Source organism: Streptomyces sp. NPDC055099, from assembly GCF_053607685.1.
In genome coordinates, this window is sequence record NZ_JBSGUA010000002.1 from 136,446 (window position 1) to 162,489 (window position 26,044).

Below are 26,044 nucleotides of genomic sequence, written 5' to 3' on the forward strand. Positions count from 1 at the left end.
GGGCCGACCACCGCAGGCGAAGGAAATCCACTGCCCTGTCGGAGTGGGGCTTCCGTAGGATCACGCCATGACTGCAGATGCCCCGCTCACCCGGGAGTCGTTCCGGCGCCTCAATCCGATCAACACGCCACGGCCGGTGACCCAATTGCCGGAACGTGTCTGGACCGACGAGGAGTGGGACCGGATTCGGCGCGGATACCGTGCCCAGGACATGGACCAGAAGTGGAACGTCTTCGTTGAGGACAACGTCCTCTTCATGCACCGGAGTTGGACCGGCCACGGGGTCTATGAAGCGACCTTTGCCCCCACAACCGGCGGGAGGCGGATCGCCTCTGCTGTGGTGGAGGCCGACCGGGAGCGCTACCGGAGCGTGGGCGACGAGTACGACCGTCTGATGCTGGAACTGATCATCAGCGCGATCGTCCTCGGTGAGCCGGCTGCCGATCTCCGGTCCGGCCTGGTGGAGTTGTCCGCTCGGGCTTCAGGCAAGAGCGATATTTCCTCGGGTGTGGTGCAGCACAGTGTTCTTGGGGTGCGCTCTGGTCCGTAAGGTCCGCACTCAGGGTAGGTGCGTCTTTGGGGGGGGCCGTCCGGGCGGTCCCTGCGACTGGAACACGGACGCCGCAGAACTCGCCTACGCAAGGCCCCCGTTGCTCATCAGCAACTGGCCGTTGATCCACTCGCCTTCCCGGGAACACAAGAAGTCCACCAGGTGTGCGGTGTCCTGCGGAGTGCCCAGGCGGCCGAGCGGGGCGCTGCGCACGCAGTGCTCCCGCACTTCCTCGGGCATCCAACCGGTGTCGATCGGCCCAGGGTTGATGGCGTTGGCTGTCACGCCGAGGTGGGCGAGTTCGTGGGCCGCGGCCAGCGTGATGCGGTCCAGGGCGCCCTTGCTCGCCCCGTAGGGAAGGTTGCCGACGGTGTGATCACTGGTGAGGCTGATGATCCGGCCGGTCCCGCGTTCCGCGGCGAAGCGGCGTCCGAACTCGCGGATGAGCAGCCAGGGGCCGCGTGCGTTGACGGCGAAGTGCCGGTCGAAACTCTCGACGCTGGTGTCGAGCAGCCCGGAGTCGACGGACTCGCAGTGGCTCATCACCAGCGCGGTGACCTTGCCCATCCGCTGTTCGACCTCGTCGAAAACGCGTGCCGGGGTGTCCGGGTCCGCGAGGTCCGCCTCGATCGCGGTGGTGGCCGCTCCGTGCTCGGCCAGGGTTTGACTGATCGCCTCGGTCGCTCCTGGCTCGCTGCCCCAGCTCATGCGGGCGTCGTACGGAGTCCAGTAGGTGAAGGCGATGTCCCAGCCCGACGCGGCCAGCCGCCGGGCGATACCCGCACCGATACCGACGGTGCGGCCCACCCCCGTGATCAGGGCGAGCGGGCGGTCCGCCGGAGCGTCCTGCTCGTGGGCGGGGTGGTCATGATCGATGTTCGTCGTCACGGTCCGGAATGCTTCACGAACGACACCACAGCGTCAATCGATTTCCTACGAGGCCTCGCCGCCCGCCTGAGGCCTTGCCACCCGCCCCACCCGACGCTCGCATCGAAGCCGCGCTGCGTTGGCCGCATTTGCCGCATTGGCTCCGCCGGCTCCGTTGACCGCGTTGGCTTCCAGCCTCAGGCGACTTTCGGGCCGTCTAGGATGCACCAGCTCAGATCCGGTTCCATCCAGCGACACCAGCGACACATATCCATCCCCAGGCCTCCAGGACGGGAGCCCCCATGTCCGAGCAGCAGATCCCACCCGTCTCCATGTCCGCCGAAGAGATTGAAGCAGTCCACGTCGTCGCCCCGACCAAGCTCAACGGCCAGGTCACCCTGCGAGACCACGACCCACGCTGGGCTCTGATCTTCGAACGGGAAGCCTCGCGGATACGTGAGCATCTCAGCCGCCCCGAACACCGCCTCGAGCACAGGATCGAGCACGTCGGCTCAACTTCCGTGCCGGACCTTCCCGCCAAGCCGGTCATCGACATGCTCTTGACCGTTCCGGATTCCGCCGCCGACGCCTCGTACGTTCCCGTCCTGGAGGCACTCGGTTTCGAGCTCGTCATATGCGAGCCCGATTGGTACGAGCACCGGGTCCTGCGCAAGTACGACCTCGATACGAGTGCCGCCACGGCCAACCTGCACGTCCTCTCGGCGGGCTGCCCTGAGGCCGAGCGCATGCTGCTCTTCCGTGATCGGCTGCGCAAGCACGGCGGCGACCGGCAGCTGTACGCCGACACCAAGCGTTCCCTGTCCCAACGAAAGTGGGAGTACGTGCAGAACTACGCGGACGCCAAGTCCGAAGTGGTCGCCGCCATCCTGGAGCGGGCGACGGCCCAGAACTCCACAGAGGCCGGCACATAGATCCTCATGCAGCATCGCGCCGCGCAGCAGAAAAGGCAGGGCTCGAACCGCGCGTCACGGTTCGGGCCCTGCCCCATGCTGTGCCGCCCTGTGGCAGCGGTGTGTCAGCTCTGTGCGGCGTCGCCGTCCGCCTGCCCAGCGCCTTCGGTGCCCTCGGCGCCCTGCGTCTTCTCGCGCATCTTGCGCACCAGCTCCGCCTTCTGGTCGGCGGCACCCTTGCGGTCGAGGTTGCGGTGCGGGCCGTTGTTCTGCCGCTCGGCGCGCGACAGCCTCTTGCGCTTGCCGCCGCCCATGCCCACGGGGTTGTTGATGTTCTTGCTCACGGGTTCTCCCGGGTGATGTGAAGTGATCTACGGATTCATCGGTGGGGGACGGGCGCGGCGACGACGAGGGCCGTCAGCAGGGGCCCATCACGCTCTCACTCGTAAATCGGCGTCTGGAAGAACATGACCTAGACGTTACCCGCTCCCAGCGGCCCCGCACACCAATTTTCGCGCCGCCCGGCGTTAATGATCACGTCGGCGGGGCGGAGTTCTTGCGCTCCTTGGCATGGAAGCGCGCCTTCTTCTGGCGATTCCCGCACGTGTTCATGTCGCACCATCTGCGGGTGCGGCTCTGACTGGTGTCGAAGAACGCGGCCTGGCAGGTCGGTGACGCGCACAGGGCCAGCTTTCCGTCTCGCTCGCCCGCGATGATGCTGATCGCGTCGGCGGCGATCACGCTGAGGGCATCTTCCACGCAGGACGCCGAGCTGAGCTGCCATCGCCGCTCGCCCTCAGGTGTCAAGACCGCCGCGGCCCGTCCCTGAACGCTGCAGTCATTGATGACTTTGACGGCAGCGGTGGGCAAGGGGGCCTGGGTCGCGGCCGCTGTCGCGGCGACGTGGATCGACTCCCTCAGTTTCCGGGCGAGTTCGAGCTGGGTGGTGGTGCAGGAGTCAACGGCCAAGCCGCTCACTGCCAGCCAGTCGACGAGTCGGTGGGGTGTGGGAATGCGCTCCACGGCGTCGCCACGACGCTCCGTAAGAGTCGCGGTGAAGCTCGTCGCCAGGACCCTACCGAGGCGAAAGTCAGGGAACTCGGCGCGCATGGAACCACCTTAGCAGGTTGCGCTCAAACGACGTGGACGGTTAGAACCGTCTAAGCCGGTTCGCGTACGACTTCGCCGTATCCACCAAGCCCAGGAGGCCTCATGAACCGTCCGACCAGCGACATCCAGGCGTTTGAAGCCCACGCGACCGACGCTGACCTCGACGATCTGCGCACGCGGCTGGCCGCGGCACGGCTACCGGAGACCGAGACGGTTCATCGCACCGAGCCCGGCCCTCACCGATGGGCACAGGGCGTTCCTCTCGCCGACCTCACCGACGTCGTGAACTACTGGCGCACCGGCTACAACTGGCGGTCGTTCGAAGCGCGCATCAACCAGATCGGCCAGTTCCGCACGACCATTGATGAGGTGGGAATCCACTTCCTGCACCGCCGATCCGCGCGCGCAGATGCCACCCCTCTCGTCCTGACCCACGGGTGGCCCGGCAGCATTGCCGAGTTCATCGACGTAGTGGACGAGCTGGCAGACCCGAAGGACGCGGACGCCCCCGCATTCCACGTCGTGGTCCCATCGCTGCCAGGCTTTGGCTACAGCGACAAGCCGGCCACCACCGGGTGGGGCATCGAGAAGATCGCGGCCGCATGGGTGGAGCTGATGGGCAGGCTCGGCTACAGCAAGTTCGTGGCCCACGGCGGCGACTGGGGAGGTGTGATCACCACGGTCCTCGCCGGGAGGTTCCCGGCACATGTTCTCGGCATCCACACCACGACCCCGCAGGCACCGCCCGGGTTGCCGACGGACACACTGACGGCGGCCGAACGCGACTGGACCGAGGAAACCCGCGCTTTCTGGGACGGCCCCCGCGCGGCATACGCCAAGCAGCAGGCGGCCCGGCCGCAGACCATCGGCTATGCCCTCGTCGATTCACCGGTCGGGCTTCTCGCCTGGATCCTGGACAAGTTCGCCGAGTGGACGGATACCGAGGACAGCCCGTTCGAGGCGATTTCCATGGACCGTGTTCTCGACGATGTCACCCTGTACTGGCTGACGCGGACCGGAGCGTCGTCGGCCCGTATCTACTACGAGAGCCATGACTCGCTCGACCCCGACCTCCGGGTCGACGTCCCGTCGGCGATCACCGTGTACCCACGCGACATCGAGAAGTGCCCGCGCCCCTGGGCACAGGAGCGGTTCCGGCAGATCGTCCGGTGGAGGTCGCCCGAAACCGGCGGGCACTTCCCGTCGCTGGAGGTCCCCGAGTTCTTCGTCAAGGATCTGCAAGAGGGGCTCGCGGCAGTACTGGCCGCGGGTCGGTGACCGCGGCCGGGCGACTGACGCGGCATCCGACCGCCATCCCAAGCCCACTCTCGCTCGTGCACTTCGTCGGGCTCAGAGAGGCCTCCCCCTCACAAGCGGCGTGGCGGGCTGTTGCGGATGGCCGAGCGGCGGGCCCACAGCGCGCAGGCCAGCAGTACCAGGCCGGCGAAGCAATAGGCCCATGCGTTGGTGCTGCCCCTGGCCGCGCCCACGGCCCAGGCGATCGACCAGATGGAGAGCAGGACACACAGGGCGGTCCAGGCGACCGTCCACATCTGGTTGCGCGCCGCAAGCCGCTGCGAGGTACCTCGTTCCATTTCGCCCATGTCAGGCGATCCACGATGCTCGTCATGAGTCGTCATACGTTGCCGGATGCCCCCGAAAAGCCGAGCGAACCAGCGTGAGCCGAGCACGGAAGGTGACCCGGCCGCCCCTGCTCCACCCACGGCCTGGCAGGACTGGTCGGCACCGCCAATGGGCCGACAAATGACGGACGTTGACGTCCCGTTGACGTGCGCCGCCCACCCCGCCACCCTCAGAATGCACGTGCGCACCTTCCATCCTCTGCCTGCCCCCATGGAGTGCTCTGTTGACTCCTCCCCCTCGTGTGCACGAGGGGGATTCCTAGCTCACGTTGCCTGGCCCCCGGCGGGGGTGCAGGTCTTACACGATCAGCGCTAGCCGGGGTGTAGACCAGCCCGGACCAGCATCACGCGGGCGGAGTTCTTGTCTCGGCCGGAGACAGCTCCGCACGCGGTGCAGGTATACGTTCTCTGGGAAAGAGGTAGGCGGTGCTTGGCTCTCGCTCCGCAGGTCGCGGCACCCGTGCTTGCGGGCCTGCTCGATCAATGCCCGTTCTGCGCAGGCCCGCACGTCCTCTTCTCGCCGCTCGTCCGGTTATGCGCGTGAATGGCCTTCGACTTCGCGACGCATTCGTTCCACGTCCACCGGCAACGATCCCACTCCGCTTCCAGCGCCGCGCGGGCCACAGACGACAGGCGCAGACGGTAGGTGTACCGGGCAAGCCCGGCCATCTGCGCTGCCCGCTCCTGCACCGTCACAAACCTGAACCTACCCGGAAGCACCGAGAGTTGAGGAGACCTACCCTACGCAGCCACCACCGCTGCGGTGCGACGAATCACCCGGAGGCGAACCCTCTGACCCTGCCCTGTTTCACAGGAGCTTGGTTTCCTTTCCTCCACCTCAAGGTGGGGGTATCCACGAAGGAGTCACGATGGCCAGACGCACCACCCAACTCATCCTCTCTATTGTCATGCTCATTGCCGCCACCTTGGGCGGTGTCGTCGCCGCCACTGGAACCGCTCAGGCCGACGGCTGCTACACGTGGTCGCGCACCTTGTCCCAAGGGGCCTCGGGTGCCGACGTGACGCAGTTGCAGATCCGGGTGGCGGGGCATGCCGGCAACGGTGGCGTGCTCGCCATCGACGGCGCCTACGGACCGGCGACGACCGCCGCGGTCAAACGGTTCCAGTCGGCTTACGGACTGGCCGCGGACGGGGTCGCCGGACCCGCGACGTTCAGCAAGATCTATGACCTTCAGGACAACGACTGCACTCCGATCCACTTCACCTACGCCGAACTCAACACCTGCAACTCCACCTGGGCGGGCGGTGCGGTGAGCGCGAGCACCGCGAAGTCGAACGCGTTGCGCACCATGTGGAAACTTGAGGCTCTACGGCACGCACTGGGCGACCAGCCCATCCGCGTGACCAGCGGCTTCCGTTCGCATGCCTGCAACGACGCGGTCGGCGGAGCAGCCGGCAGCCGCCACCTGTACGGCGATGCGGCCGACCTCGGCTCAGGCCCGCACACGCTGTGCCGCCTCGCCCAGCAGGCCCGCAACCACGGCTTCAACGGGATTCTCGGTCCCGGATATCCCGGCCATGGCGACCACACCCACCTCGATCACCGCCCCAGCCGCTTCTGGTCGGCGTCGAGCTGCGGCATCTGAACCCACCGGCGGGCGCGCCCGACCCACGCGGGGGCGCACGCCGGTCAACTCGCTTCAGGATTGGTGCAGTTCCATTGATGCAGGCACAAACCCAACTCCAGGCAGCCTCAAGGCAGGGGCAGGTGGCTCAGGAAGTTCCGGCGCGTACCGCCGTGGTCGCCAGGGTGGTGTACTGCATCAGGAAACTTCCACCCAGTGCATCGATGGCGTCCCCGACCGCGCCCAGCATCTCGGCCAGCTGAGCGGGAGGGAGTTGGGTGAGGCCGCCGGTGGTGGGAAGCAGGTCCAGCCACTGGTCGCGCGTGTAGGACTGCTCCCAGTCGAAGCGCCATTGTTCGGGCTCGTTGAACTGTCCGATCTCACGGATCTTGTCGGCGAACCGCGCGTATCCCGCTTGATAGAGGTCGAGCGGACGGCGGGCCGACTGGACCGGCCGGCTGTTGAGTGGAGAGTCGGGTGCCACCCGGCGGTAGGCAGCGGCGAACGGTTCTGCCACCTCGGTCGGCGGCTCGTACACGTGGCCGAAGATCGCAAGGCGACCCCCTGGGCGCAGCACGCGCGCGGCCTTCATGGCGCCGGCGAGCGGATCCATCCAGTGCCATGACTGGGCGGCGACGACCGCATCGAACGTCCGGCCGGCCGGCTGCCAGGCTTCGAAGGTGGCCACCTCGACCCGCAGGCCTTGGGCTCGCGCGAAGTCGGCCATCCGCGCATCGGGCTCAACGCCGAGCACCGCGCAGCCGGCTGCCTGGAACTGGCGGGCTGCGATGCCGGTGCCGCAGCCGACGTCAAGCACCTCGCGCGCGTCACGGGCCTCGGACCCGGGACTTCCGGCGACGATCCGCGCCACCAACGCATCGGGGTAGCGGGGCCGCACCTGGTCGTAGCGTTGCGCGCCGGCGCCGAACGACTGGGCCATCGCCCGGGCTTCGTGCGGCTCAGGCGGAGAAGGCTCCGGCTGCTCGCGGGGTAAAGTGGGCATGCGCCCACTCTAATGGGCGCATACCCACTAGGCAATGGTCGCCCGGCGGGGAGCGAAACGAGAGGATCTGTCAGTGCCGACTGGGGTGCACCTTCGCGACGCACGGCAGCAGCTGTTCGAGGCTGCCGAACGCGTACTTCTGCGAGACGGGCCGAACGGGCTGACCAGCCGGGCCGTCACCGGCGAGGCGGGCTACGCCAAGGGCGTCCTGCACCGGCACTTCACCGATTTCGACGCCTTCCTCACGGACCTGGTGCTCGACCGGGCCGCGCAGCTCGAGGCGCAGGCGAACGCGCTGCGCGAGTCCGCAGGCACCGGCACAGTGGCCGACAACCTCACCGCCGCGCTGACCACCCTGTTCGGGCCGATTCCGGTGGCGATCATCCCGCTCATCACCTTCCGGGACGAGCTGCGCGCCCGGCTGCGACAAGCCAGGCCGGGCGGCGGCATCGCGATCCTCGCCCAGGCCACAACGGCGGTCTCCGACTATCTGATCGAAGAACGTGAACTGGGCCGTATCGCGGCCGACGCGGACATCGACTCACTGACCCTCTCCTTGGTCGGCGGCGGCCATCTCCTCTTCGCAGACCGCGACGCCGACGCACCGTCCACCGCGGCCGTCAGCAAACTCGTGACTGCGGTCATCGGAACTTGCGTGACCCGCCGACCGGCCTGAAGCCAGCCCGACGAGGGCATGATGAGCAACGGGCCAAGTGCCATCAGGCCCTGGAGGGCTCAAGGGCTGCCGTTTCCAGGACGGTCTGGACGAAAGCGCGCAAGCCCGGGGTGTTCGCCGCGGCCGGCCACAGGAGGCCGTACTCCACCAGCGGGGCGTCGCTGAAGGGTACGTAGACAATGTCCGGGCGGGAGTAGTACTGCTCCGCGCGTGCGCAGGTGGGGGAAACCCCCTTGCCCGCGCCGACCATGGTGAGCACTTCCTGCCAGGCGGTGGTCGACGGGCCTCGGGGAATGGGCCGGCCCTGCGGTGTGCGGTGGGGGTAGTGCAGGTCGAGGAAGTACTGGGGCTGGTTGGTGACCGTGATCAGAGGGGCGTCGGCGAGGTCCTCCAGGGAGACCGTCTCCCGCTCGGCGAAGGGGTGGCCGACGGGGACGATCAGTGCGCGAGGCTCGTTGAAGAGGACGGGGCCATTGACGATGTCGGGCTCGTTGATCGGCAGCTCGACGAGCTGAAGATCGCGGCTGCCGTCACGCATCGGGCCGAGCGGATCCAGCAGCGGGGAATCGTAGATGTGGATCCGGCAGTCAGGGTGGCGGGCGCGGAAGGTGTCTGCGGCCGTCACGATGAGCTTGCCGCACCACGGGGTGGAGTAGCCGATGTGGAGCTCCCCGGCGATCCCACGCCCTGCGGCGGTCGCGGCCGCCAGCGCCTCCTGGATGTGCTGATAGCCGACGGCGAGCCCGTCCCTGAGCTGCGCGCCGATGGGCGTCAGTTGCACGTTGCGGCTGGTGCGCTTGAACAGTTCGGCGCCGATGACGCGTTCCTGCTTCTTGATGGCCTGGCTGACGCGGGCCGGCGTGACGCGCAATCGGTCCGCCGTGCGGCCGAAGTGCAATTCCTCCGCCAAGGCCAGGAAGATCTCTATCTCCCGCAGCTCCACGCTCCACGCCCCCACATCATGAACCGCTGTGTTAAGTGCCGTTGCAGGATACGGCGTTGATCCACCCTCCCGCGGTGCCGATGCTTGTCCGTGATGACACACGGCTGCGCGGAAGGAGCTCAGTACATGAACATCATTGCGTCGGCGGTGCTGCTGACCGTCGACGACCCTGCGGCCTCGAGCCGGTTCTTCACCAGCCATCTGGGGTTCCGGGAAGTGATGGTGGCCGAGAGCGCCATCCACCTCTCCCGCGATGACGCGGCCACCGATCTCGTCGTCCTGGAAAGCAAGCCGGCACCGCGAGAGCGGGAACCGGAGCGGGAACAGGAACGGGAGCGGGAGGGGCTGGGGCCGTCGGCCCCGCAGACCGAAGCTCAGGTCTCCTTCACGGTCACCGATCTCGCCGCCGAGCACGAGCGTCTGTGGCGGGAGGGGGCACGGATCACGACACCGCTGCGGCAAGAGCCTTGGGGTGAGTGGGTCATGCAGCTCACCGATCCCAACGGCGTGGTGATCCAGCTCGTGGAGTGGGTGCCACCCGCCGGCGCCTGACGCCACCCCACCTCGCGTACGGGCGTTGCTCTCTGCGCCTCAGTCACAACCCACCGCATCCTCTGCACCTACCGCCTTCGAATGGGAGGGCCTCATGTCTTCATCTGTCATGCCCACATCCACCAACACCAGCCGTACGACGAGCGAAGCGTCCCGACAGGGCGGTGAACACCCGCCGGCCGCTGCCATCTTCGCCTCCGGTCTGCACAAGTCGTACGGGGACAAGACCGTCCTCAACGGCATCGACCTGAGCGTCCCGGCAGGGTCCGTGTTCGCGCTGCTCGGGCCGAACGGCGCCGGGAAGACCACGGCCGTCAAGATTCTGTCCACGCTCGTCGCCTCCGACGGCGGGCAGGTTCTGGTGGCCGGTCACGACGTGGCCGCCGACCCGCAGGCCGTGCGGGCCGCGATCGGCGTGACCGGGCAGTTCTCCGCCGTGGACGGGCTGATCACCGGCGAGGAGAACATGCTCCTCATGGCCGACCTGCACCACCTCTCCAAGAGCGAGGGGCGGCGGGCCACCACCGAACTCCTGGAGCGCTTCGCCCTGGTGGACGCGGCGAAGAAGCCCGCCTCCACCTACTCCGGCGGCATGAAGCGCCGCCTGGACATCGCCATGACGCTGGTCGGCAACCCGCGGATCATCTTCCTCGATGAGCCCACCACCGGCCTCGACCCGCGCTCCCGTCACAACATGTGGCAGATCATCCGCGAACTCGTCTCCGGCGGGGTGACGGTCTTCCTCACGACCCAGTACCTGGAGGAAGCCGACGAGCTGGCGGACCGCATCGCCGTCCTGAACGACGGCAAGATCGCCGCGGAAGGCACCGCCGAAGAACTCAAGCGCCTCATCCCCGGCGGCCACGTACGCCTGCGGTTCACCGACCCGACCGCCTACCGGGCCGCCGCCCTCGCCCTGCGGGAAGCCCACGCGGACGACGAGGCTCTGTCGCTGCAGCTCCCCAGCGACGGCAGCCAGCGCGAACTGCGCTCCCTCCTGGACTGGATGGACTCCGTCGGCGTCGAGGCCGACGAGCTGACCGTGCACACCCCCGACCTCGACGACGTCTTCTTCGCCCTCACCAGCACCGACGCCATCCCCAGCCAGCCCAACCAGCAGCCCAAGCAGCAGCTCAACCAGCCCAAGGAGAACGTCCGATGAGTTCCCTCGCCCTCGCCGTCCGCGACTCCAACACCATGCTGCGCCGCAACCTTCTGCACGCCCGGCGCTACCCCTCCCTCACGCTCAACCTGCTGCTCACCCCGATCATGCTGCTCCTGCTCTTCGTCTACATCTTCGGCGACGTGATGAGCGCGGGCATCGGAGGCGGTGAGGCCGACCGCTCCAGATACATCGCCTACATCGTCCCCGGACTGTTGTTGATGACCATCGGCAGCACCACCATCGGCACCGCGGTCTCGGTCTCCAACGACATGAGCGAGGGCATCATCGCCCGCTTCCGCACCATGGCCATCCACCGCGCCTCGGTACTCATCGGGCATGTGGTCGGCAGCGTGCTGCAGTCGGTCATGAGCGTTCTCCTGGTGGGCGCCGTCGGCGTGGCCATCGGCTTCCGCTCCACCGATGCCACGGCCGTGGAGTGGTTGGCGGCGATCGGACTGCTCGCGCTGTTCTCCCTGGCCTTCACCTGGATCGCGGTCGGCATGGGCCTGGTCAGCCCGAACGCCGAGGCCGCCAGCAACAACGCGATGCCGATGATCCTGCTGCCGCTCCTGTCCAGCGCCTTCACCCCGGTGGAGTCCATGCCCGGCTGGTTCCAGCCCATCGCCGAGTACCAGCCCTTCACCCCGGCCATCGAAACCCTGCGCGGCCTGCTCCTCGGCACCGAGATCGGCCACAACGGCTGGCTCGCCGTCGCCTGGTGTGTGGGCCTCGCGGCGCTCGGCTACTTCTGGTCGACCTCGACGTTCAACCGCGACCCGAAGTAACCGCCGAAGCAGCCTCCCGCAGTAGCCACGGTGGCGGGACGGGCCGCCCGATGCGGCCACCCACCGCGGCCGCCAGCCGCGGAAGGCGCAATCCGTACCGCCAGTTGTCCAGTCCGGTGGCGGCCGCGGCATCGAGAGCCGCGCCCGCCACCTTGGACCCGGCGCCGTCACTATGGCGCCGTGAGAGCCTTCCCCGCCACCCTGGAACCGGCACCGCGAACCTGGCACCAACCCCTGGTGAACTCCGTACAACCAGCCCCGCCCTTCGACGGTCACACCAGACAGACCCGCACCCCGTCGACCGAGTGGGAGCCACCGTGCCACACAGCCGCCGCCTTCTGACGTACGCCATCGCGGCCGCCGCTGCGGCCACCGCCGGGTTCGTGTTCCCGCCCGGTGCCACCGCTGCCGCCCCCGAAACCGTCATGAGCGACTTCAACGGCGACGGCTACGCGGACCTCGCCGTCGGCGTCCCGGACGGAACCGTGGCCGACCAGGCCAAGGCCGGGTACGTGAACATCGTCTGGGGCGGCGCGAAGGGCGTCGGCGCCCACGGAAGCATCCGCGTCACCCAGGCCACTCCCGAAGTTCCCGGCTCCCCGGAGGCGGGGGACCGCTTCGGCGCGTCCGTGACCCTGACCGACCTCAACGGCGACGGCATCGCCGAACTGCTCGCCGGCGTCCCCGGCGAGGACGTCACCGACCGCGGCACGGACGCGGGCATGGTCATCGCCGTAGGCGGCTCGAAGACCGGGCCGGGCCCCGGCTCGACGGTCCTGACGGGGCCGTCAGCGTCCGCCGCCTACGGGAAATCGATCGCTGCGGCCAACCTGACCGGCGGCGACAACAAGGCGATCGTGGTCGGCGGCACGGACAAGGTCGTCGCCCGCGTCATCGTGGGCGAGGACAGCATGGTCACCACCGTCGTCGCCGCCCCCATGGGCGGCCGCGCGCCCGTCCTGACCACCGGCGACTTCGACAGCGACGGCACGGCGGACCTGGCCGTGGCGTACTGGACCAAGGACGACCCCCATACTCAGTCCCACGTACGACTGTGGAAATGGAGTGCCGACACATCCGAGATGGCCAACTTCTGGAACACGGACAACGCCGGTGTGACCGCCCTGGCCGCCGGTGACTTCGACGGCGACGGTCACGAGGACCTGGCGCTCGGTGAATGCCGTGAGATCGCCGACGAGAACATCGACGATCCGTGCGGCCCTGAGGGTCTTGCCAAGGGTGGCGGCATCCACGTGCACTACGGAAGCCCGGCGAGCGGCTCCTTCGGCACCCGTGCCCAGACCCTCAACCAGGACACCGCGGGCGTGCCGGGGGCGGCCGAGGACGGCGACCGCTTCGGTGCCTCCCTCGCGGTCTCCGACGTCAACCGCGACGGCCGCGACGACCTGATCGCGGGAGCTCCCGGTGAAGCGATCGGAAGCGGCACGGGGGCGGGCGCCGCGTGGCTGCTGCGCGGGGGTGCCCAAGGCCTGGTCGACGCCAAGGGTGCCGCCAGTTCCGTCTCCTGGAACCAGGACACGTCCGGTGTCCCGGGCGTCGCCGAAGCGGGTGACGCGTTCGGCGCGGCTGTCGCCGCGGGCGACTACAACGCCGACGGTGCACCGGACGTCACGGTCGGATCGCCGGGCGAGAACTCCTCCCTGGGCGCCGCATGGCTCTTCCCCAAGGGCGCGGCCAACGGCTCGGCCGCCTTCTCCCCCCGCACGCTCGCCCTCCCGTACCTCACGACGGCTCAGCAGTACGGCAAGCCGCTGAGCAGCCACTGAGACACTGAGGACGCGAGTACGCAACGGCTCTCGCGGAGGCAGTGGCTGCTGACGGGCCGGGCCGGGCCGGTGGCTTCGGCCCGTTCAGCTATGCGTTGTCGGGAGCCTGCTGGATCGGGTGCAGTCCGACCTGCTGCTCCTCCGGCACCCAATCAGCTCCGCCCTGAAGCTCGATCGCCGCGGCGACGAACTTCTCCGTGTCGATGCTGTACGACCCGTCTTCGCCGGGCTCCTCCTGCATCAGGGCACCGGTGACCGGGACGGAGACGTAGGCCTCCTCCAGCGTCGTGCGCTGCAAGCGAACCGAGATCGAATAGCTCGTCATGACTCCCCCAAAGTCGACCACTGTCCATAACAGCAGTCAAAAGAAACCCCATTGGCCGACACGTTGATGTACCGACTGCGGCCGATCATCCCTCACTGGGGCGCAATTGCGGTCGTGCGAACCCGAATCGCGACACTGGAATGTTCACGGGTGGGCAGAGCGACCGCGCCCTCGACATCGTTGTCGAGGGCGCGGCCTGGGCGGATCGCCGCAGCTTCAGGGGATGTGGCTTGCCCCGGAGCAGCACCGCGCGCCGGAGCGAACAAAGGCCTTACGGCGTGTAGACGGCGTCACTGCCGTACAGCTCCCTGGTGAACGCGGAGACGTCGGCGCTGCGATCGGTGCCGTCGAGGTTGTACGTCAGGTAGACGCCGTATCCGCCGCTGACGGTGCGGCGGGCGAGGTCGGCTGCCGTGCTCTGCGAGGTTCGGCCGATCTCGACGGCCGCCGGCGACAGCTTCGACTTGGGCAGGGCGATGGCGGGGACCTGCCAGGTGCCGTAGTACGGGTTCCAGGCATAGTCGAACTTGGAGGAGATGTCGACCCCGCCGTAGGACAGGCGCGTTGCGGCCGGGCCGATGTTGTAGAGGCTGATGATCTTGTCCGGCATGTTCGCGCGCAATGCCGACACCAGGTGGACGAACGAGCTGGCGTTGGGCTGGCCGGTGCCGTTGTTGCCGTACTCGGCGTACTCGTCGTCGAAGTCGATCCCGTCGAGACCGTACTTGGTCACGGTGTCCGACATCTGCTTGGCGAACGCCGAAGCGGCCTGCTGTGACGGGAAGTTGGCGAACCCGGCGCCCTGGTGGTTGCCGAGTACCGAGAGGACGACCTTGATGCCCTTCTGCTGCAACGGCCGTATCTGCGTGTCGGCGTTGTCGAGGACCCGCTGCACGTTCTCGTTGAAGTGCAGATACGCGGCCTTCTTGCTCGTGTCGTAGTTGATGTTCGCCGCGAAGATCACAGCTACGTCGAAAACGTTGTCGCCTCCGTCCGCGAGCGTGTACTTGCCGACGTTGAGCATGCTGTTGTTGTTCACCTCGACGTACGCCACCGAGGTTGGCCCCTGTTTCGCCGAAGCGGGAGCGGGGGCGGGCGCAGGGGCCGCTGCCGCGCCGGTCGTGGCGGTCGCGCCGAAGGCGAGGGCCGCGACGGCCGAGAGAGCGAGCGCGGCGGTCCGCACTCTGCTCCGTACCAGAGTGAACATCGTTGATCGGTCTCCCATCGCACGGTCGACGCCCCCGACTTGTTCGAAAGCGCCGAGTAAACTCCCCGATCTTTTCGCTCCCGTGACCGAATCCCCAGAACGAAGAGCGAACTCTTCACGACTCCCACCCATGACTCGCCACAACCCAGCGCCCGGACACAGGAGTTGCCGCATCCAAATCACCGGGCGACCCACTCCTGTAGAGGCAGCGTGTTCTTCAGTCCTATGTACGCATCCGGCACCCGACGTCGCCTTCGCGACACCGCCACAGCCGCGCCTTCAGTAAAAGCGACCTCTGGCCACCCGGCTTTCTGGCGTGGGTGAGCACCGGCATCATGGGCGCACGTGGATTCATACGTCGAAAGGGCGAGTGCCGCAGGTGCTTGAAGGCGGGCAGGAAGCGTTGACGGAGCTGTGGCAGGAGCGTTGGCCCAGGTGCCCTCCGGTTGGGTACAAGCTCCGTCACCCGTATCGGGATGTCTGGGTTCGCTTTCACAGCTTGCCGGAGTCACAGCGTTACGCGGAGGACGAGAGCGAGTACGCCGTTGTCCTGGAGCGTTACAACACCGTCCTTGATGAGTTGTTCGCTGGTGCGGACGTATACGTGATCACTCCCCTCTGGACGACCGAAGCCGAGGTTCCGTTAAGCCGACCCGGCGCGAGCTACTGGCGGAGCCATCTGGTGATGGACGACCCGGACCCTGAGTTCCGCACGTACTGCCACCTGTTCACCACCCGCCGACCCTGGCAGCGAGGCTGCATCGACGACTTGCTGCGAGACATCGCCGACGAAAAGGTGGCGGGGGTCCTCATCACCGACACTCGAATGCAGCGCATCCACTGTCCCTACGACGGCGGCGCCGACGTCTTCCTCCCCACCCCCGAGGAACGGGACCGGATACGCGATCGCCATGCCCACTGGCTCTCCGGTCACTCGTCGGGGCTGTGACCGGCAGGACGGGGACCGCCAGGGCCGGGGCCATCGGTGCGGCGAGTGCAGCCTTCAGCCGTTCCAGTGCTTGCGCGCGCACGCCGCCGGACCCGTCACCAAGGTGTTCGGGGGAACGTCCTTGGTGACCACGGATCCGGCGCCGACAACGGCACCGTGTCCGATCGTGATGCCGGGGAGGACTGTCACATCCGCGCCGAGCCATGCGTTGGCGCCGATCGTGATGGGAGCACGCGTGATGATATCGCTGCGCTCCGGCATCGTGAGGGGATGGTCGGAGGAGATGAGGTTGGTCTTCGGGCCGATCAGGACGCCGTCGCCCAGGTAGATGCCGCCCTGGTCCAGGAAGGTGCAGCTCTGGTTGACGAAGACGTGCTCCCCGAACTCGATGCGGAGTCCGTGATCGGTGTAGAAGGGCGGATAGACGGTGACGGAGTCCGAAACCGGCTTGCCGATGATCTCGGAAAGCAAGGCCGCGCGGGTGACCTTGTCGTCGAAAGGCAGGACATTGAGCCGAGAGGTGAGCGTGGTCACGTGCTCGATCCGTTCGGCTACCCGCGCGAACTCGGGAGTGCGGACGTAGAGGCGGTTCAGATCAGGCATGAGAAGTCCTCGCGATGGGGTGTCTGAGGGCGCGTAGCTGGTGCATGGCACCGGCCGGTCGCGCCACTTGAGCAACCAGGCGTTGACCGGAGGTCCACCCGAGTCATCAAAGCGGCCGCATGAAGTGCGAATCAAACAACGATCACTATCCGTAGGATCAACCGTTGGTTGTCTGGCTAGACTTCGACGTATGGACGTCATGGCCGTGCGCACCTTCGTCGCCGTAGCGGACGCGGGTCAGTTCCAGGAAGCTGCCGCCGATCTGCGGGTCACGCCGCAAGCCGTGTCCAAGCGCGTTGCCGCACTGGAGAAGGTGCTCGGGGTCCAGCTCTTCACCCGAGACGCCCGCGGGGCACGGCTCACCATCGACGGGCAGGCGTTCCTGCCTCACGCCCGCTCCTTTCTCGACTCCGCAGAGCGCGCTGTCGCGTCCGTGCAGCCAGGCCATCGGGCCCTGCGTGTCGACGTGATCGGTCGCCAGCTCTCCCTGGCAGGGCTGCTGCGCGACTTCCATCGCGCCTACCCCGAGATCGAGTTGGACGTCGTGACGCTTTTCGACTCCGACGCGGCCACCGCCGCGGTGCGGGACGGGACGATCGACGCGACGTTCCGTGCCGTCAGCATGCCGGGGCAGCAACTCCCGCAAGGCGTGGAGGCCACTCCCGTTTTCGATGAACCACTGCACCTGTTCACCGGCTCACGGCATGAGTTCGCGAATGCCCCCTCGCTCACGCCCGCCCAACTCGCCGGGCAGCGCATCTGGATGCCCGGCAACCTGCCCGGCACCGAGTGGGAGGCCTATTACGCCGACCTCGCCACCGCCTTCGGCTTCATCATCGACTCAGTGGGACCGGACTTCGGCATCGAGGCTCTGCTCGACACCATCGCCGGCTCCGCGACGCTGGCCACCTTCGTCAGCGAACAGACACCTCTGGTGTGGCCCGCCGGCCATACGTTGCGCCGCATTCCCCTGAAAGACCCGACCCCGGTCTATCCCCATTCGCTGGTCTGGCGCACGCAGAATCCGCACCCCTCCCTCGCCGTCCTGCGCCGTCATCTCACCGCCGCGTATCCCGGTCGCTCCGACAGCAATGTCTGGGCGCCACATTGGAGCCGTCCCACGCGACCCGCACACACCTGATCCACTCTGTTGATGCGGTGCGGCGGGCCCGCGGAATTACGGCGACATTACGGCGACGAGGGCAGGTCAGACCGCGAGAGCCCACACCTCACGGATGCCGTGCATGCTGTCCTGCGGGGTTCGATCCTCGCACTGCTGACAAGGGGCGGCCTGCGCGCACGTACGCGGCTGCGCCGGTCCAGCTTGGGCCTTGCGTACGGTCAGCCAGACCGCGATATAGGCAGGGCCTGTAGTAATCACAGCTACGGCAATCTCCGTCAAGGCCATCGGTCTCACCCCCCGGGCACGCTTGGGTATCCGTATCCACCACCATAGGGGTGGGGGGTGTTGACGGGAAGCGGCTTGCCCAGAAGGAGCAATTGGGGCCGGAACAGCCTCTGAACGTGGCTCAATTGGAAAGGGTCACACGCGCGCGCCGACCTCGCACCACGTCCATACGCGGCCGGGGTGCACCCCCTCATTTCGACCGGGAGTGCCTGCACCTCGGTGGGAACTCGGTGGGAAGCGGACGCGCACCACCGATCGCAGCCTCACGCCCGGGTGTAGCCGCCGTCCGCGAAGAGTTCGGCGCCGGTGACGAACGACGAGGCGTCCGATGCCAGGAAGAGGGCGGCCTCGGCGATTTCCTCGGCGTCGGCCAAGCGCCCCAGTGGTACGACGGCCTCGGCGAACTGGTCGACGCCCGGCCCCGCGGCGCCCACCAGGCCGGGGGTCCGCGTGGGTCCCGGGCTGAGCACGTTGACCCGGAATCGGCGCTCCCGCGACTGCCGGGCCCAGTTGTGCACGAGGTTGCTCAGCGCCGCCTTCGAGGCGCTGTAGACCTCGAGTTGCTCATTGGGCCGCACGCTGTTGCTCGAGCCGATGACCACTATGGAAGCGTTCTGCGCCAGCAGCGGAAGAGCCTTCTGAACCGTGAAGAGCGGCCCCTTGACGTTGACGGCGAGCGTCAGGTCGACGTTCGCCTCGGTATGAGCGCCGAGCGCGGCGTCCGCGACGATCCCCGCGTTGGCCACCAGCACGTCGATGCGCCCGGCCTCCTCGCGGACTCGCGCGTAGAGCGCGTCCAGGTCGGCCAGGACCGAGACGTCGGATCGTACGCCGGTGGCCGCTGGGCCGATCTCCTTGACTGCCGCCTCGAGGCGGTCGACGTCCCGGCCGGTCACGAAGACCCGCGCGCCTTCCCGGACGAGGCGGTGGGCGATGGCCAGCCCGATCCCGCTGGTCCCTCCGGTGATCACAGCCACCTTCTCCTGCAGCACGCCTGGCATGTCGAACCCCTTCGGTTATGGAATCGATCGTCCATAACGAAAGCAGTAATGGACGATCCAGTCAAGAATGATTAGGCTGAGGCCATGCCGAGACCACGCGCATTCGACGAACGCCAAGTCCTGGAGCAGGCCCGGGAACAGTTCTGGACGAGCGGCTACGCGGGAACCCGGATGGACGACATCGCCCGTGCGACCGGCCTGGGCAAGGGCAGCCTGTACGGCGCGTTCGGCGACAAGGGCAAGCTGTTCCACCGTGTGTTCGACGACTGGTGCACCGCGGTCGCCGAGGTGGCCGAAGGGCGGCTGGCAGGTGGCCCGGACTCAGAAGCCTTGGCCCGGCTGTCGGCGTACGTACGCCTGATGGCGGAGAACACCGCCTCCGACACCGAGCGCCGCGGGTGCCTGATGGCCAAGGGTGTGGCGGAACTGGCCCAGCAGGACCCGACAGTCGCCAAACGGTCGGCCGAGACCATGACGGCGCTGTTGACCCTGCTGCGGACGGAGATCAGCGCCGCCCAGCGCCATGGCGACATCGATGGTGGCGCGGATCCGGAGCGGTTGGCGGCACTGCTGCTGACGGTGGTCCGCGGCATCGAGGCGGTGGGCAAGGCCGGCCTGGACCCGGAGACGGTGCGGAGCGTTGCGGACACCGCACTGGCGGCCCTGCCCCTGTCCAAGGGGGAGTAACGCCGCCTCGCGACCGGGCGCAGTCCGGCCCGCGAGTCCTGACTTGGCGCCCTCACGGCCGCGAGCCGCTCGCCACCACGGCGCCCGCGCAACAGCGTGATGGCGTACTCCCGTTCGCGAAAGCGAGGCCTCAGCTACTGGCCAGATTCCGGTCCAAGAGGTCGAGCAGGCGCTCCCAATGCCGCTTCAGGCCAGCGGCGTTGAACGCGTCGGTGTCGGCCATGGTGAAGCCGTGGACGGTGCCGGGGTAGATCTCGGAGGTGTGGTCGACACCTGCGGTGTCCAAAGCCTGGTTGAGCTCGCCGAGGGCCTCGGGTGTCAGGTCTGTTTCGGCGTGGCCGAGGTGCACCTGTGCGGTGATCTTCGAGAGGAGACCGTGCAGGCCGCCCGGCCCGTCCGCGACCACCGGGCAGTGGAATCCGGCGACGGCGGCCACTTGGCCGGGGTGGGCCGAGGCGGTGCGCAGGGCGAGCAGACCGCCGATGCAGTAGCCGGTCACGGCCACCGGTCCGGCGGCGACCTCAGGTTGCGCGGTGAGGAACCTGAGGTAGGCCTCCGCGTCGTTCGCGACACGTTCGCCGGCGATGTGCTCCTCGATCAAAGGCATCAGTTGGGCGAGGATCGCGGGCCGTGCCTCTTCTCCGATGTAGTCGGGAAGTTCGACGAGCGGTGCCGGGCCATGACGGTAGAAGTAGTTGGGGACGAGCACGTAGTACCCGTGCCCGGCCAGTTCACGGGCCATCTCCGCCAGTACGGGCCGCATGCCGAAGGCGTCCGCGTACAGCAGCACCCCCGGATGCCGCTCGCCGTCGTCGGGGAAGGCGGCGAACGCGTCGGCCTGGCCGTCCGCGGTGGGAATCTGCAACGTCTTGGTGGGCATGACTTCTCCTGTCGTGGTTGATGTGTGGAACCTGAGATCAACACGACGGAGGCGGAGCCCGCGCGGCAGCGCGAGACCTTTGGTCGAACAGCGGGCCCACTCCGGCCCGCACGGCGCTCAGGAGAGCACCGGGTAACCAGTCTGTGTGTGGCGCAACGCCGTCCCGGTAGTCATCGCCGCGCAGCTTAGCCCACCAGCGGCCGGATGACGCCGTCAGTACCTCAGCCCCCGGAACGCATGAGGCTAACCCCACGCTCCGTCAGTCAGACCTCCTCCGGCGTTACTAACTGTTCTCTGGCTCTTCCTGTAGAGCCTGTAGTGCCTGTATCAGCGTCATGACCTGGGGATGGCGGCGGCGGAGGATCGTGGCTACGCCGATGTGTCGGGTCGGGGTGGGTGGTGCGATGGGGATGGTGCGTACTCCGGTTGTCCGCGGCGTCAGAGCGATGGAGGGGATCAGTGAGATTCCCACGCCCGCGGCGACGAGCGAGCAGGCGAAGAAGTAGTCGGTCGTCGTGCTGCGCACCTCCGGGTCGAAGCCTGCGCGTTCGGCGTGGCGGCGCAGGTACGCCTCGGTCTTGAGGCACCCAAGTACCCAAGGTTCGTCGGCCAGTTCAGTGATGTCGAGTGAGGTGCGGTCGGCCAGCCGATGAGCCTCGGGCAGGACGACGTGCAGCGGGTCTTCCATGAGCGGCGTCCACGCCAGGCTGGAGCTTGGGCCAAGGCGGCCGGGCAGCGGGCCGTCGAAGTGGTAGGCGACGGCGACGTCCACGGCGCCTTGGCGGACCAGCGGCAGGCTGTCCTCGGGCTCGGCTTCCCTGACGTGGACCACGGTGTCGGGATGGGCGGCGGCCAGGCGCGCGAGTGCGCCGGGCAGCAGGAGCCTGCCTCCGCTGGTGAAGGTGGCGATGGTGATCTGGGAGCGGCCACTGCCGAGTTGGTCGACTTGTTGCTTGGCGTGGACGAGTTCCGCGGCCACCGACTCGGCAGCCCCCACCATGATCCGCCCGGCCGGGGTGAGGGTGACTCCGCGGGTGCTGCGCGCGACAACCTGGGCGCCCAGGCTGCGTTCGAGTGCGGCGATGTGCTGGGAGACCGCGGAGGGGGTGAGGCGGAGGGCCGCTGCCGCCTGGTTGAAGCTGCCGTGTTCGGCCACCGCCCGCAGGACTCGGAGCCGCTGCACATCGATCAACAGTATTCCTTAATACGTAGCCAGTAAGCAGGCACTTCTACTGACGACCTTAGGTGTTCAGGATGAGGGGCATGCAAAGAATCTGCGTCATCGGCGGAAGCCGATACTTCGGCAAGCTCCTGGTACAGCTCCTGCAAGCGGCAGGCCACCAGGTCACTGTGATCAACCGCGGCTCCACCCCGCCGCCGGCAGGGGTCGAGCACCTCATCGCCGACCGCGATGACGAGGCTGCCCTGATCGCCGTCCTGGGCGACCGCAGCTTCGATGTGGTCGTGGACCAGGTCTGCTACACACCGATCCAGGCCGCAATCGCCGCCCGCGCCTTCAGCGGCCGTACCCGGCGCTACGTCATGACCTCCACGATCGAGGTCTACGATCCGGCCACCGCCGCACTGCCCGACGTCCCGGCCGGAACTCCGATCCCTGAACAGACGGTCGATCCGGCCATGTGGCGGGTGCAGTTGGACCTGCCCTGGCACGACACGGCGTATCTGGAGGCTCATTACGCCGAGGGGAAGCGTCAGGCGGAGGCTGTCTTCGCGCAGCATCGCGGGTTCGACTTCGCTGCCGTGCGCAGCGCCCACGTCCTTGGCGGCGGCCCTCAGGAATTCACGGGCCGGCTGGCGCACTACATCGATCACATCACCCAGGGCACGCAGATCACCGTGCACGCCCAGGCGCTGCCCACCGTCTTCATCCATTACCGGGAGCTGGCCGACCTGCTGCTGTGGGCGGCCACGGCCAGCGACTTCACGGGCCCGATCAACGCATGCTCCGACGGCCGACTCGATGTCCGTGCCCTGTGTGCTGTGATCGCCGCGCAGACCGGCGCGGAAGCCTCCTACCGCAGCGTCGTGGCGGGCGAGCCGGCCTCGCCGTTCTCCTTCGACCGCCACTACGCCATGAGCAACGCCCGCGCGAAAGAACTGGGCTTTTGCTTCTCCCACACCGCACAGTGGCTTCCCGACGCCGTGGACGAAGCCGTCGCCGAAACTGCCTCCGCAACCCTCAACGCGCCGCCCATTTCTGCCACTTCCGCCGCTACCAACGCTGCCACCCCCGTCGCCTGAGGAGCAGACACCATGCGCTACCGCACCATCGGGGACACCTCCGTGAGCGCCGTCGGCCTGGGCGCCATGCCACTGTCCATCGAGCACCGACCGGACGAGCAGCAAGCCATCGCCACCATCCACGCGGCCCTGGACGCCGGGATCACGCTCATCGACACCGCCGACAGCTACCACTGGCACGCCGAAGAAACCGGCCACAACGAACTCCTCATAGCCTGCGCCCTGACCCGTTACGGCGGCGACACATCCCACGTGCTCATCGCCACCAAAGGTGGCCGCGGCCGCCCCGGAGACGGCAGCTGGACCGTGACCGCCGACCCCTCCCACCTCAAGCGCGCCGCCGAAGCCTCTCTCCGACGCCTGGGCACGGAGGCCATCGGCCTGTACCAGCTGCACAAGCCGGACCCGGCCGTTCCCTGGGCGGATTCCGTGGGCGCGCTGCGTGAACTGCTCGACGCCGGGACCATCCGATCCGCCGGAATCTCCAACGTCACCACCGAGCACATCCGCGAGGCGCACGCCATCCTGGGCGAGGACCTGGTCTCCGTACAGAACCAGTACTCACCCGCTGTCCGCGACAGCGAGCCCGAGCTGCGGCTGAGCACCGAGCTGGGTCTGGCCTTCCTGCCCTGGAGCCCACTGGGCGGCATCTCCCGAAGCTCCCTGGACGGTCCCTCCGGGCCGGTCGGGGCCCGCACTGCCTTTCACCGCATCGCAGCTGAGCGAGGCGTAAGCCCACAACAGGTCGCCCTGGCCTGGCTGTTGACCCGCTCCCCAGCGGTGATCCCCGTGCCGGGTGCCAGTCGTCCGGCATCGATCCGGGACTCCGCCGAGGCGGCCGAGCTTGCACTGAGCGAAGCAGAACGCAGGCAGTTGGACCACGCACCAGCGAGGTGAAGCGGCGCAGGGGCACCGAACGCGAATCCTCATGTGCTCGTGTGCTCGTGTGCTAACGAGGTGGCGCCGGTCGGCGGGCGACAGTGCCGCAGGTCAGGGGGCGGAGAGCCGGTCACGAGTTCTTCCGCGATGAGCCGTCCGGCAGTGGGTGCCAATCTGATGGCGGAGTGCATGACAGCGACGTACACGGATCGATCGCCTGTCGCGTAACCGATGACGGGCCCGTGCGCAGGCATGGGGCGCATGCCGGTGCAGTGGCCCAGCAGACGGCACCTGTCGCTCCCCCGAAAGGTTGCCTTGAAGCGCCGGAGCGTGTGTTGCGCAGCCTGCTCCGACACCGCAGCGGTGCCTTCACGGTGCGGCAGGACCATCAAGAGCTCGCCATCCCGGACCTCTCGGACCTCGAAATCAGGTCTGGCCACGATGGTCTTGACCAGGCCAGGCGGTGCGGTGACCCGCGCGAGGGTGGCCGGGGAGGCCGCAATGGGCAAGTCGGCGGACAGCGGTTCGCAGAGCTCGGGAACATTGACCCCGGCCGCGAGGACGACGGTCTCGGCGGTGTGGATGAGTCCCCTCGACGTCATCACTCCCCCGATGCGCCCGTTGGTCACCTGCAAGGAGGTGACGGCGGTGTCGTGGAGCACAGTCGCCCCGTGGGCGACGGCGGCTGCCACGAGGGCGTGGGCCCATGCTGTGGGGTCGACGCCTGCGTCGCTCGGGGTGTGGATGACGTGGTCGGGCGGGTGTCGGAGGTTGGGTTCCAGCGTGGCGATGTCGCTCCGCCCTATGCGGAACTGGCCCGGCCCCAGCGGCGCATCCTCATCCGGTGTGTCGGCCCAGGACAGCGAACCGGTACGGCGAACAGTGACATGGGGCAGTTGAGGCAGTTGGGGCAGACGATGCAGTTGAGACAGTTCCTCCTCCAGGCGTCGGTAGTCCGCCAGGACGTGCTCGCGAAGATCCTGGGCGCCGCCGGGCCAGTGGCCTCCCACGCCACTGATCCAGGCAAAGGACGTGCCGGTCACCCCGGCGGCCGGGGCAGGTCCTTGCTCGAGCAGGGTGACCGGGACGCCGCGTCGTGCGAGGTGGTAGGCCACTGAGGAGCCGACGATCCCCGCACCGACAACAACAACGGCTGACATCAGGTCCTTTCCGGTGGGTCCACGACCGCCCAGGCCGAGGACTGCGGCCGGCTGTGCGCGCTGCAGCCGTGGAGTGCGCGCGCTGCGCAGCCGTAGAGACACATTCGGCTCGTTGCCCGGCCCGCGCAACGGGTTTTGATGCGAGCCCTCGCGATTTCGGCGTCACACCATCGACATGGGTTCGCTGCCGGTGCGGCGCCATGGCTTGTCATACCTCCCCTCGCACGCCCGGCAGTGCGCTCGCAGATGTGCGGCGCCGGGACCCATACGGTCGCTCGGTTGCGCGGCGTACAGGGCGTTCTGAAATCTCGCGACGAGCTGAGGGGCGGTGCAGGTGCAGACGTGGACGTGGAAGACGGGCGGGAGTTGGGCGAGCTCGGCTCCGACATATCGCGGTGCCGTCCACACCGTGGCGATGGCACGCTGCGGGGGCCGCAAGGGAATGCGCGGGGCATGCGCGATGATGCGACGCGTGAACGCCCAGCCGAGAAAGTCGGGCAGCGAGGCGGTGACCGTCGACCAGCCTCCCTCGGAGAACCTCGCCAGGCCTTCGGCGACGGTCAGGTCGCTTTCGCCATCCATCCTCTCCAGGCGTATCGAGGGCACGATGCCCAGCCAGGGAGGCCGACGCCGGTCGCTGAACCAGATCGAGGAGACACCGTCGGCGGCCATGCGCTCGGTCCGGGTGGCTATCTCGCCTGCGGTGATCGGAGAGAGCTGGGCTTCGAGCGCGGTCTTCCAGCCGCCCAAGGGGTCACTGGCCAGTACGTCGGCCCGCCAGGCACCTCCGGGGCCGGGGAACTCCAGCTCGGCGTGCGCGCCCGCCTCGCGGGCAGCCGTGGCGAGTTCGAGCTTGAGCAAGTGATGGGCGACGGTCTCCAGTCCCAGCGCGCAGGTGGGGGCTCCCGGAGCATGCGCGAAGAAGCGCAGGCCGCTGCGGGAGGTCTTCGCGTACATGGGGTGCCGGCACTCGTCACAGGTGATCGGTGCGGGCGGCCGGACCTTCCACACTGCCTCCCAGCTCTGCCCACACCCCAGATCGGGCAGATGAGCGAACACGGTCCCCCACTGCGCGTGCACTGCCCTGAACGCCACACCGGCCCCC

Annotated in this window: 29 protein-coding genes and 1 pseudogene; 14 read left to right on the top strand and 16 right to left on the bottom strand. The window is 68.0% G+C overall.

Annotated features, from left to right (window positions below; genetic code table 11):
- Positions 1 to 67 precede the first annotated feature (67 nt).
- On the top strand, positions 68 to 550 hold the full coding sequence (locus ACWFRU_RS04950) for a hypothetical protein (protein WP_453684697.1): 483 nt from the start codon (positions 68 to 70) through the stop codon (positions 548 to 550).
- Positions 551 to 634: 84 nt separating this feature from the next.
- On the opposite strand, the gene ACWFRU_RS04955 is transcribed toward ACWFRU_RS04950, so the two are convergent.
- Complete coding sequence (locus tag ACWFRU_RS04955; protein WP_453684698.1) at positions 635 to 1,438, bottom strand: SDR family oxidoreductase; 804 nt, start codon at positions 1,436 to 1,438, stop codon at positions 635 to 637.
- A 281-nt stretch (positions 1,439 to 1,719) separates the two neighbouring features.
- Between ACWFRU_RS04955 and ACWFRU_RS04960 the strand changes: the two genes are divergently transcribed.
- Complete coding sequence (locus ACWFRU_RS04960; RefSeq protein ID WP_453684699.1) at positions 1,720 to 2,349, top strand: GrpB family protein; 630 nt, start codon at positions 1,720 to 1,722, stop codon at positions 2,347 to 2,349.
- A gap of 104 nt (positions 2,350 to 2,453) precedes the next feature.
- Here ACWFRU_RS04960 and ACWFRU_RS04965 read toward each other — a convergent pair whose 3' ends face one another.
- Together ACWFRU_RS04965 and ACWFRU_RS04970 are read right to left on the bottom strand one after the other, a co-directional pair.
- The gene (locus ACWFRU_RS04965; RefSeq protein ID WP_453684700.1) at positions 2,454 to 2,672 is read right to left on the bottom strand and encodes a DUF6243 family protein; all 219 of its coding nucleotides are present in this window, start codon (positions 2,670 to 2,672) and stop codon (positions 2,454 to 2,456) included.
- Positions 2,673 to 2,862: 190 nt separating this feature from the next.
- Positions 2,863 to 3,438, bottom strand: a complete 576-nt coding sequence (locus ACWFRU_RS04970; protein ID WP_453684701.1) for a CGNR zinc finger domain-containing protein — start codon at positions 3,436 to 3,438, stop codon at positions 2,863 to 2,865.
- A 102-nt stretch (positions 3,439 to 3,540) separates the two neighbouring features.
- Between ACWFRU_RS04970 and ACWFRU_RS04975 the strand changes: the two genes are divergently transcribed.
- A complete protein-coding gene (locus ACWFRU_RS04975) occupies positions 3,541 to 4,716 on the top strand; it encodes an epoxide hydrolase family protein (RefSeq protein WP_453684702.1) in 1,176 nt (391 codons plus the stop codon).
- An 89-nt stretch (positions 4,717 to 4,805) separates the two neighbouring features.
- Here the strand turns inward: ACWFRU_RS04975 and ACWFRU_RS04980 are convergent, their stop codons facing one another.
- The 3 genes and pseudogenes from ACWFRU_RS04980 to ACWFRU_RS04990 all read right to left on the bottom strand — a co-directional run bounded on the left by ACWFRU_RS04980 (position 4,806) and on the right by ACWFRU_RS04990 (position 5,777).
- On the bottom strand, positions 4,806 to 5,033 hold the full coding sequence (locus ACWFRU_RS04980) for a hypothetical protein (RefSeq protein ID WP_453684703.1): 228 nt from the start codon (positions 5,031 to 5,033) through the stop codon (positions 4,806 to 4,808).
- Between the two features lie 218 nt (positions 5,034 to 5,251).
- Positions 5,252 to 5,568: pseudogene (locus ACWFRU_RS04985) on the bottom strand (hypothetical protein); the annotation flags it as partial.
- Entirely contained in the window at positions 5,562 to 5,777 is a 216-nt protein-coding gene (locus ACWFRU_RS04990; RefSeq protein ID WP_453684704.1) for a hypothetical protein, read from the bottom strand. The gene ACWFRU_RS04990 and the pseudogene ACWFRU_RS04985, both read right to left, overlap by 7 nt.
- Before the next feature lie 173 nt (positions 5,778 to 5,950).
- On the opposite strand from ACWFRU_RS04990, the gene ACWFRU_RS04995 reads away from it, so the two are divergent.
- Positions 5,951 to 6,688, top strand: a complete 738-nt coding sequence (locus ACWFRU_RS04995; protein WP_453684705.1) for a D-Ala-D-Ala carboxypeptidase family metallohydrolase — start codon at positions 5,951 to 5,953, stop codon at positions 6,686 to 6,688.
- 127 nt (positions 6,689 to 6,815) lie between these two features.
- Here ACWFRU_RS04995 and ACWFRU_RS05000 read toward each other — a convergent pair whose 3' ends face one another.
- Positions 6,816 to 7,670, bottom strand: a complete 855-nt coding sequence (locus ACWFRU_RS05000) for a class I SAM-dependent methyltransferase (protein WP_453684706.1) — start codon at positions 7,668 to 7,670, stop codon at positions 6,816 to 6,818.
- A 73-nt stretch (positions 7,671 to 7,743) separates the two neighbouring features.
- On the opposite strand from ACWFRU_RS05000, the gene ACWFRU_RS05005 reads away from it, so the two are divergent.
- Positions 7,744 to 8,346: a TetR/AcrR family transcriptional regulator gene (locus ACWFRU_RS05005; protein ID WP_453684707.1), complete on the top strand. Its 603-nt coding sequence runs from the start codon at positions 7,744 to 7,746 to the stop codon at positions 8,344 to 8,346.
- Between the two features lie 43 nt (positions 8,347 to 8,389).
- On the opposite strand, the gene ACWFRU_RS05010 is transcribed toward ACWFRU_RS05005, so the two are convergent.
- A complete protein-coding gene (locus ACWFRU_RS05010; protein WP_453684708.1) occupies positions 8,390 to 9,289 on the bottom strand; it encodes a LysR family transcriptional regulator in 900 nt (299 codons plus the stop codon).
- 126 nt (positions 9,290 to 9,415) lie between these two features.
- On the opposite strand from ACWFRU_RS05010, the gene ACWFRU_RS05015 reads away from it, so the two are divergent.
- The 4 genes from ACWFRU_RS05015 (at position 9,416) to ACWFRU_RS05030 (ending at position 13,578) form a co-directional block, all read left to right on the top strand.
- Positions 9,416 to 9,841: a VOC family protein gene (locus tag ACWFRU_RS05015; RefSeq protein ID WP_453684709.1), complete on the top strand. Its 426-nt coding sequence runs from the start codon at positions 9,416 to 9,418 to the stop codon at positions 9,839 to 9,841.
- A 94-nt stretch (positions 9,842 to 9,935) separates the two neighbouring features.
- The gene (locus tag ACWFRU_RS05020) at positions 9,936 to 11,003 is read left to right on the top strand and encodes an ATP-binding cassette domain-containing protein (RefSeq protein ID WP_453684710.1); all 1,068 of its coding nucleotides are present in this window, start codon (positions 9,936 to 9,938) and stop codon (positions 11,001 to 11,003) included.
- Positions 11,000 to 11,791: an ABC transporter permease gene (locus ACWFRU_RS05025; protein ID WP_453684711.1), complete on the top strand. Its 792-nt coding sequence runs from the start codon at positions 11,000 to 11,002 to the stop codon at positions 11,789 to 11,791. The genes ACWFRU_RS05020 and ACWFRU_RS05025 overlap by 4 nt, the downstream gene beginning before the upstream one ends.
- A gap of 317 nt (positions 11,792 to 12,108) precedes the next feature.
- Positions 12,109 to 13,578 carry an FG-GAP-like repeat-containing protein gene (locus tag ACWFRU_RS05030; protein ID WP_453684712.1) on the top strand — a complete coding sequence of 490 codons (1,470 nt, stop codon included), beginning with the start codon at positions 12,109 to 12,111 and terminating at the stop codon, positions 13,576 to 13,578.
- 88 nt (positions 13,579 to 13,666) lie between these two features.
- On the opposite strand, the gene ACWFRU_RS05035 is transcribed toward ACWFRU_RS05030, so the two are convergent.
- Together ACWFRU_RS05035 and ACWFRU_RS05040 are read right to left on the bottom strand one after the other, a co-directional pair.
- Positions 13,667 to 13,903: a hypothetical protein gene (locus tag ACWFRU_RS05035; protein ID WP_453684713.1), complete on the bottom strand. Its 237-nt coding sequence runs from the start codon at positions 13,901 to 13,903 to the stop codon at positions 13,667 to 13,669.
- Between the two features lie 271 nt (positions 13,904 to 14,174).
- Positions 14,175 to 15,110 carry an endo-beta-N-acetylglucosaminidase H gene (locus ACWFRU_RS05040; protein WP_453684714.1) on the bottom strand — a complete coding sequence of 312 codons (936 nt, stop codon included), beginning with the start codon at positions 15,108 to 15,110 and terminating at the stop codon, positions 14,175 to 14,177.
- Positions 15,111 to 15,609: 499 nt separating this feature from the next.
- Here ACWFRU_RS05040 and ACWFRU_RS05045 point away from each other — a divergent pair, with 499 nt between their 5' ends.
- Positions 15,610 to 16,059, top strand: a complete 450-nt coding sequence (locus ACWFRU_RS05045; RefSeq protein ID WP_453684715.1) for a DUF3885 domain-containing protein — start codon at positions 15,610 to 15,612, stop codon at positions 16,057 to 16,059.
- Positions 16,060 to 16,113: 54 nt separating this feature from the next.
- Here the strand turns inward: ACWFRU_RS05045 and ACWFRU_RS05050 are convergent, their stop codons facing one another.
- Entirely contained in the window at positions 16,114 to 16,662 is a 549-nt protein-coding gene (locus ACWFRU_RS05050; protein WP_453684716.1) for a sugar O-acetyltransferase, read from the bottom strand.
- A gap of 190 nt (positions 16,663 to 16,852) precedes the next feature.
- Here ACWFRU_RS05050 and ACWFRU_RS05055 point away from each other — a divergent pair, with 190 nt between their 5' ends.
- Complete coding sequence (locus tag ACWFRU_RS05055; protein ID WP_453684717.1) at positions 16,853 to 17,803, top strand: LysR family transcriptional regulator; 951 nt, start codon at positions 16,853 to 16,855, stop codon at positions 17,801 to 17,803.
- A 530-nt stretch (positions 17,804 to 18,333) separates the two neighbouring features.
- On the opposite strand, the gene ACWFRU_RS05060 is transcribed toward ACWFRU_RS05055, so the two are convergent.
- Positions 18,334 to 19,071: an SDR family NAD(P)-dependent oxidoreductase gene (locus tag ACWFRU_RS05060; RefSeq protein WP_453684718.1), complete on the bottom strand. Its 738-nt coding sequence runs from the start codon at positions 19,069 to 19,071 to the stop codon at positions 18,334 to 18,336.
- A gap of 84 nt (positions 19,072 to 19,155) precedes the next feature.
- On the opposite strand from ACWFRU_RS05060, the gene ACWFRU_RS05065 reads away from it, so the two are divergent.
- Positions 19,156 to 19,758 (top strand): TetR/AcrR family transcriptional regulator, encoded by a 603-nt coding sequence (locus tag ACWFRU_RS05065; RefSeq protein ID WP_453684719.1) that lies wholly within the window; start codon positions 19,156 to 19,158, stop codon positions 19,756 to 19,758.
- 130 nt (positions 19,759 to 19,888) lie between these two features.
- Here ACWFRU_RS05065 and ACWFRU_RS05070 read toward each other — a convergent pair whose 3' ends face one another.
- Positions 19,889 to 20,638, bottom strand: coding sequence for a dienelactone hydrolase family protein (locus tag ACWFRU_RS05070; RefSeq protein ID WP_453684720.1), 750 nt, complete (start codon positions 20,636 to 20,638; stop codon positions 19,889 to 19,891).
- 283 nt (positions 20,639 to 20,921) lie between these two features.
- Entirely contained in the window at positions 20,922 to 21,830 is a 909-nt protein-coding gene (locus ACWFRU_RS05075) for a LysR family transcriptional regulator (RefSeq protein ID WP_453684721.1), read from the bottom strand.
- 71 nt (positions 21,831 to 21,901) lie between these two features.
- Between ACWFRU_RS05075 and ACWFRU_RS05080 the strand changes: the two genes are divergently transcribed.
- Together ACWFRU_RS05080 and ACWFRU_RS05085 are read left to right on the top strand one after the other, a co-directional pair.
- The gene (locus tag ACWFRU_RS05080) at positions 21,902 to 22,900 is read left to right on the top strand and encodes an NAD-dependent epimerase/dehydratase family protein (protein WP_453684722.1); all 999 of its coding nucleotides are present in this window, start codon (positions 21,902 to 21,904) and stop codon (positions 22,898 to 22,900) included.
- 12 nt (positions 22,901 to 22,912) lie between these two features.
- The gene (locus tag ACWFRU_RS05085; RefSeq protein ID WP_453684723.1) at positions 22,913 to 23,797 is read left to right on the top strand and encodes an aldo/keto reductase; all 885 of its coding nucleotides are present in this window, start codon (positions 22,913 to 22,915) and stop codon (positions 23,795 to 23,797) included.
- A gap of 29 nt (positions 23,798 to 23,826) precedes the next feature.
- On the opposite strand, the gene ACWFRU_RS05090 is transcribed toward ACWFRU_RS05085, so the two are convergent.
- Positions 23,827 to 24,939, bottom strand: coding sequence for an NAD(P)/FAD-dependent oxidoreductase (locus tag ACWFRU_RS05090; RefSeq protein WP_453685260.1), 1,113 nt, complete (start codon positions 24,937 to 24,939; stop codon positions 23,827 to 23,829).
- 162 nt (positions 24,940 to 25,101) lie between these two features.
- Entirely contained in the window at positions 25,102 to 25,896 is a 795-nt protein-coding gene (locus ACWFRU_RS05095; protein WP_453684724.1) for a competence protein CoiA family protein, read from the bottom strand.
- Between the last annotated feature and the right edge of the window lie 148 nt (positions 25,897 to 26,044).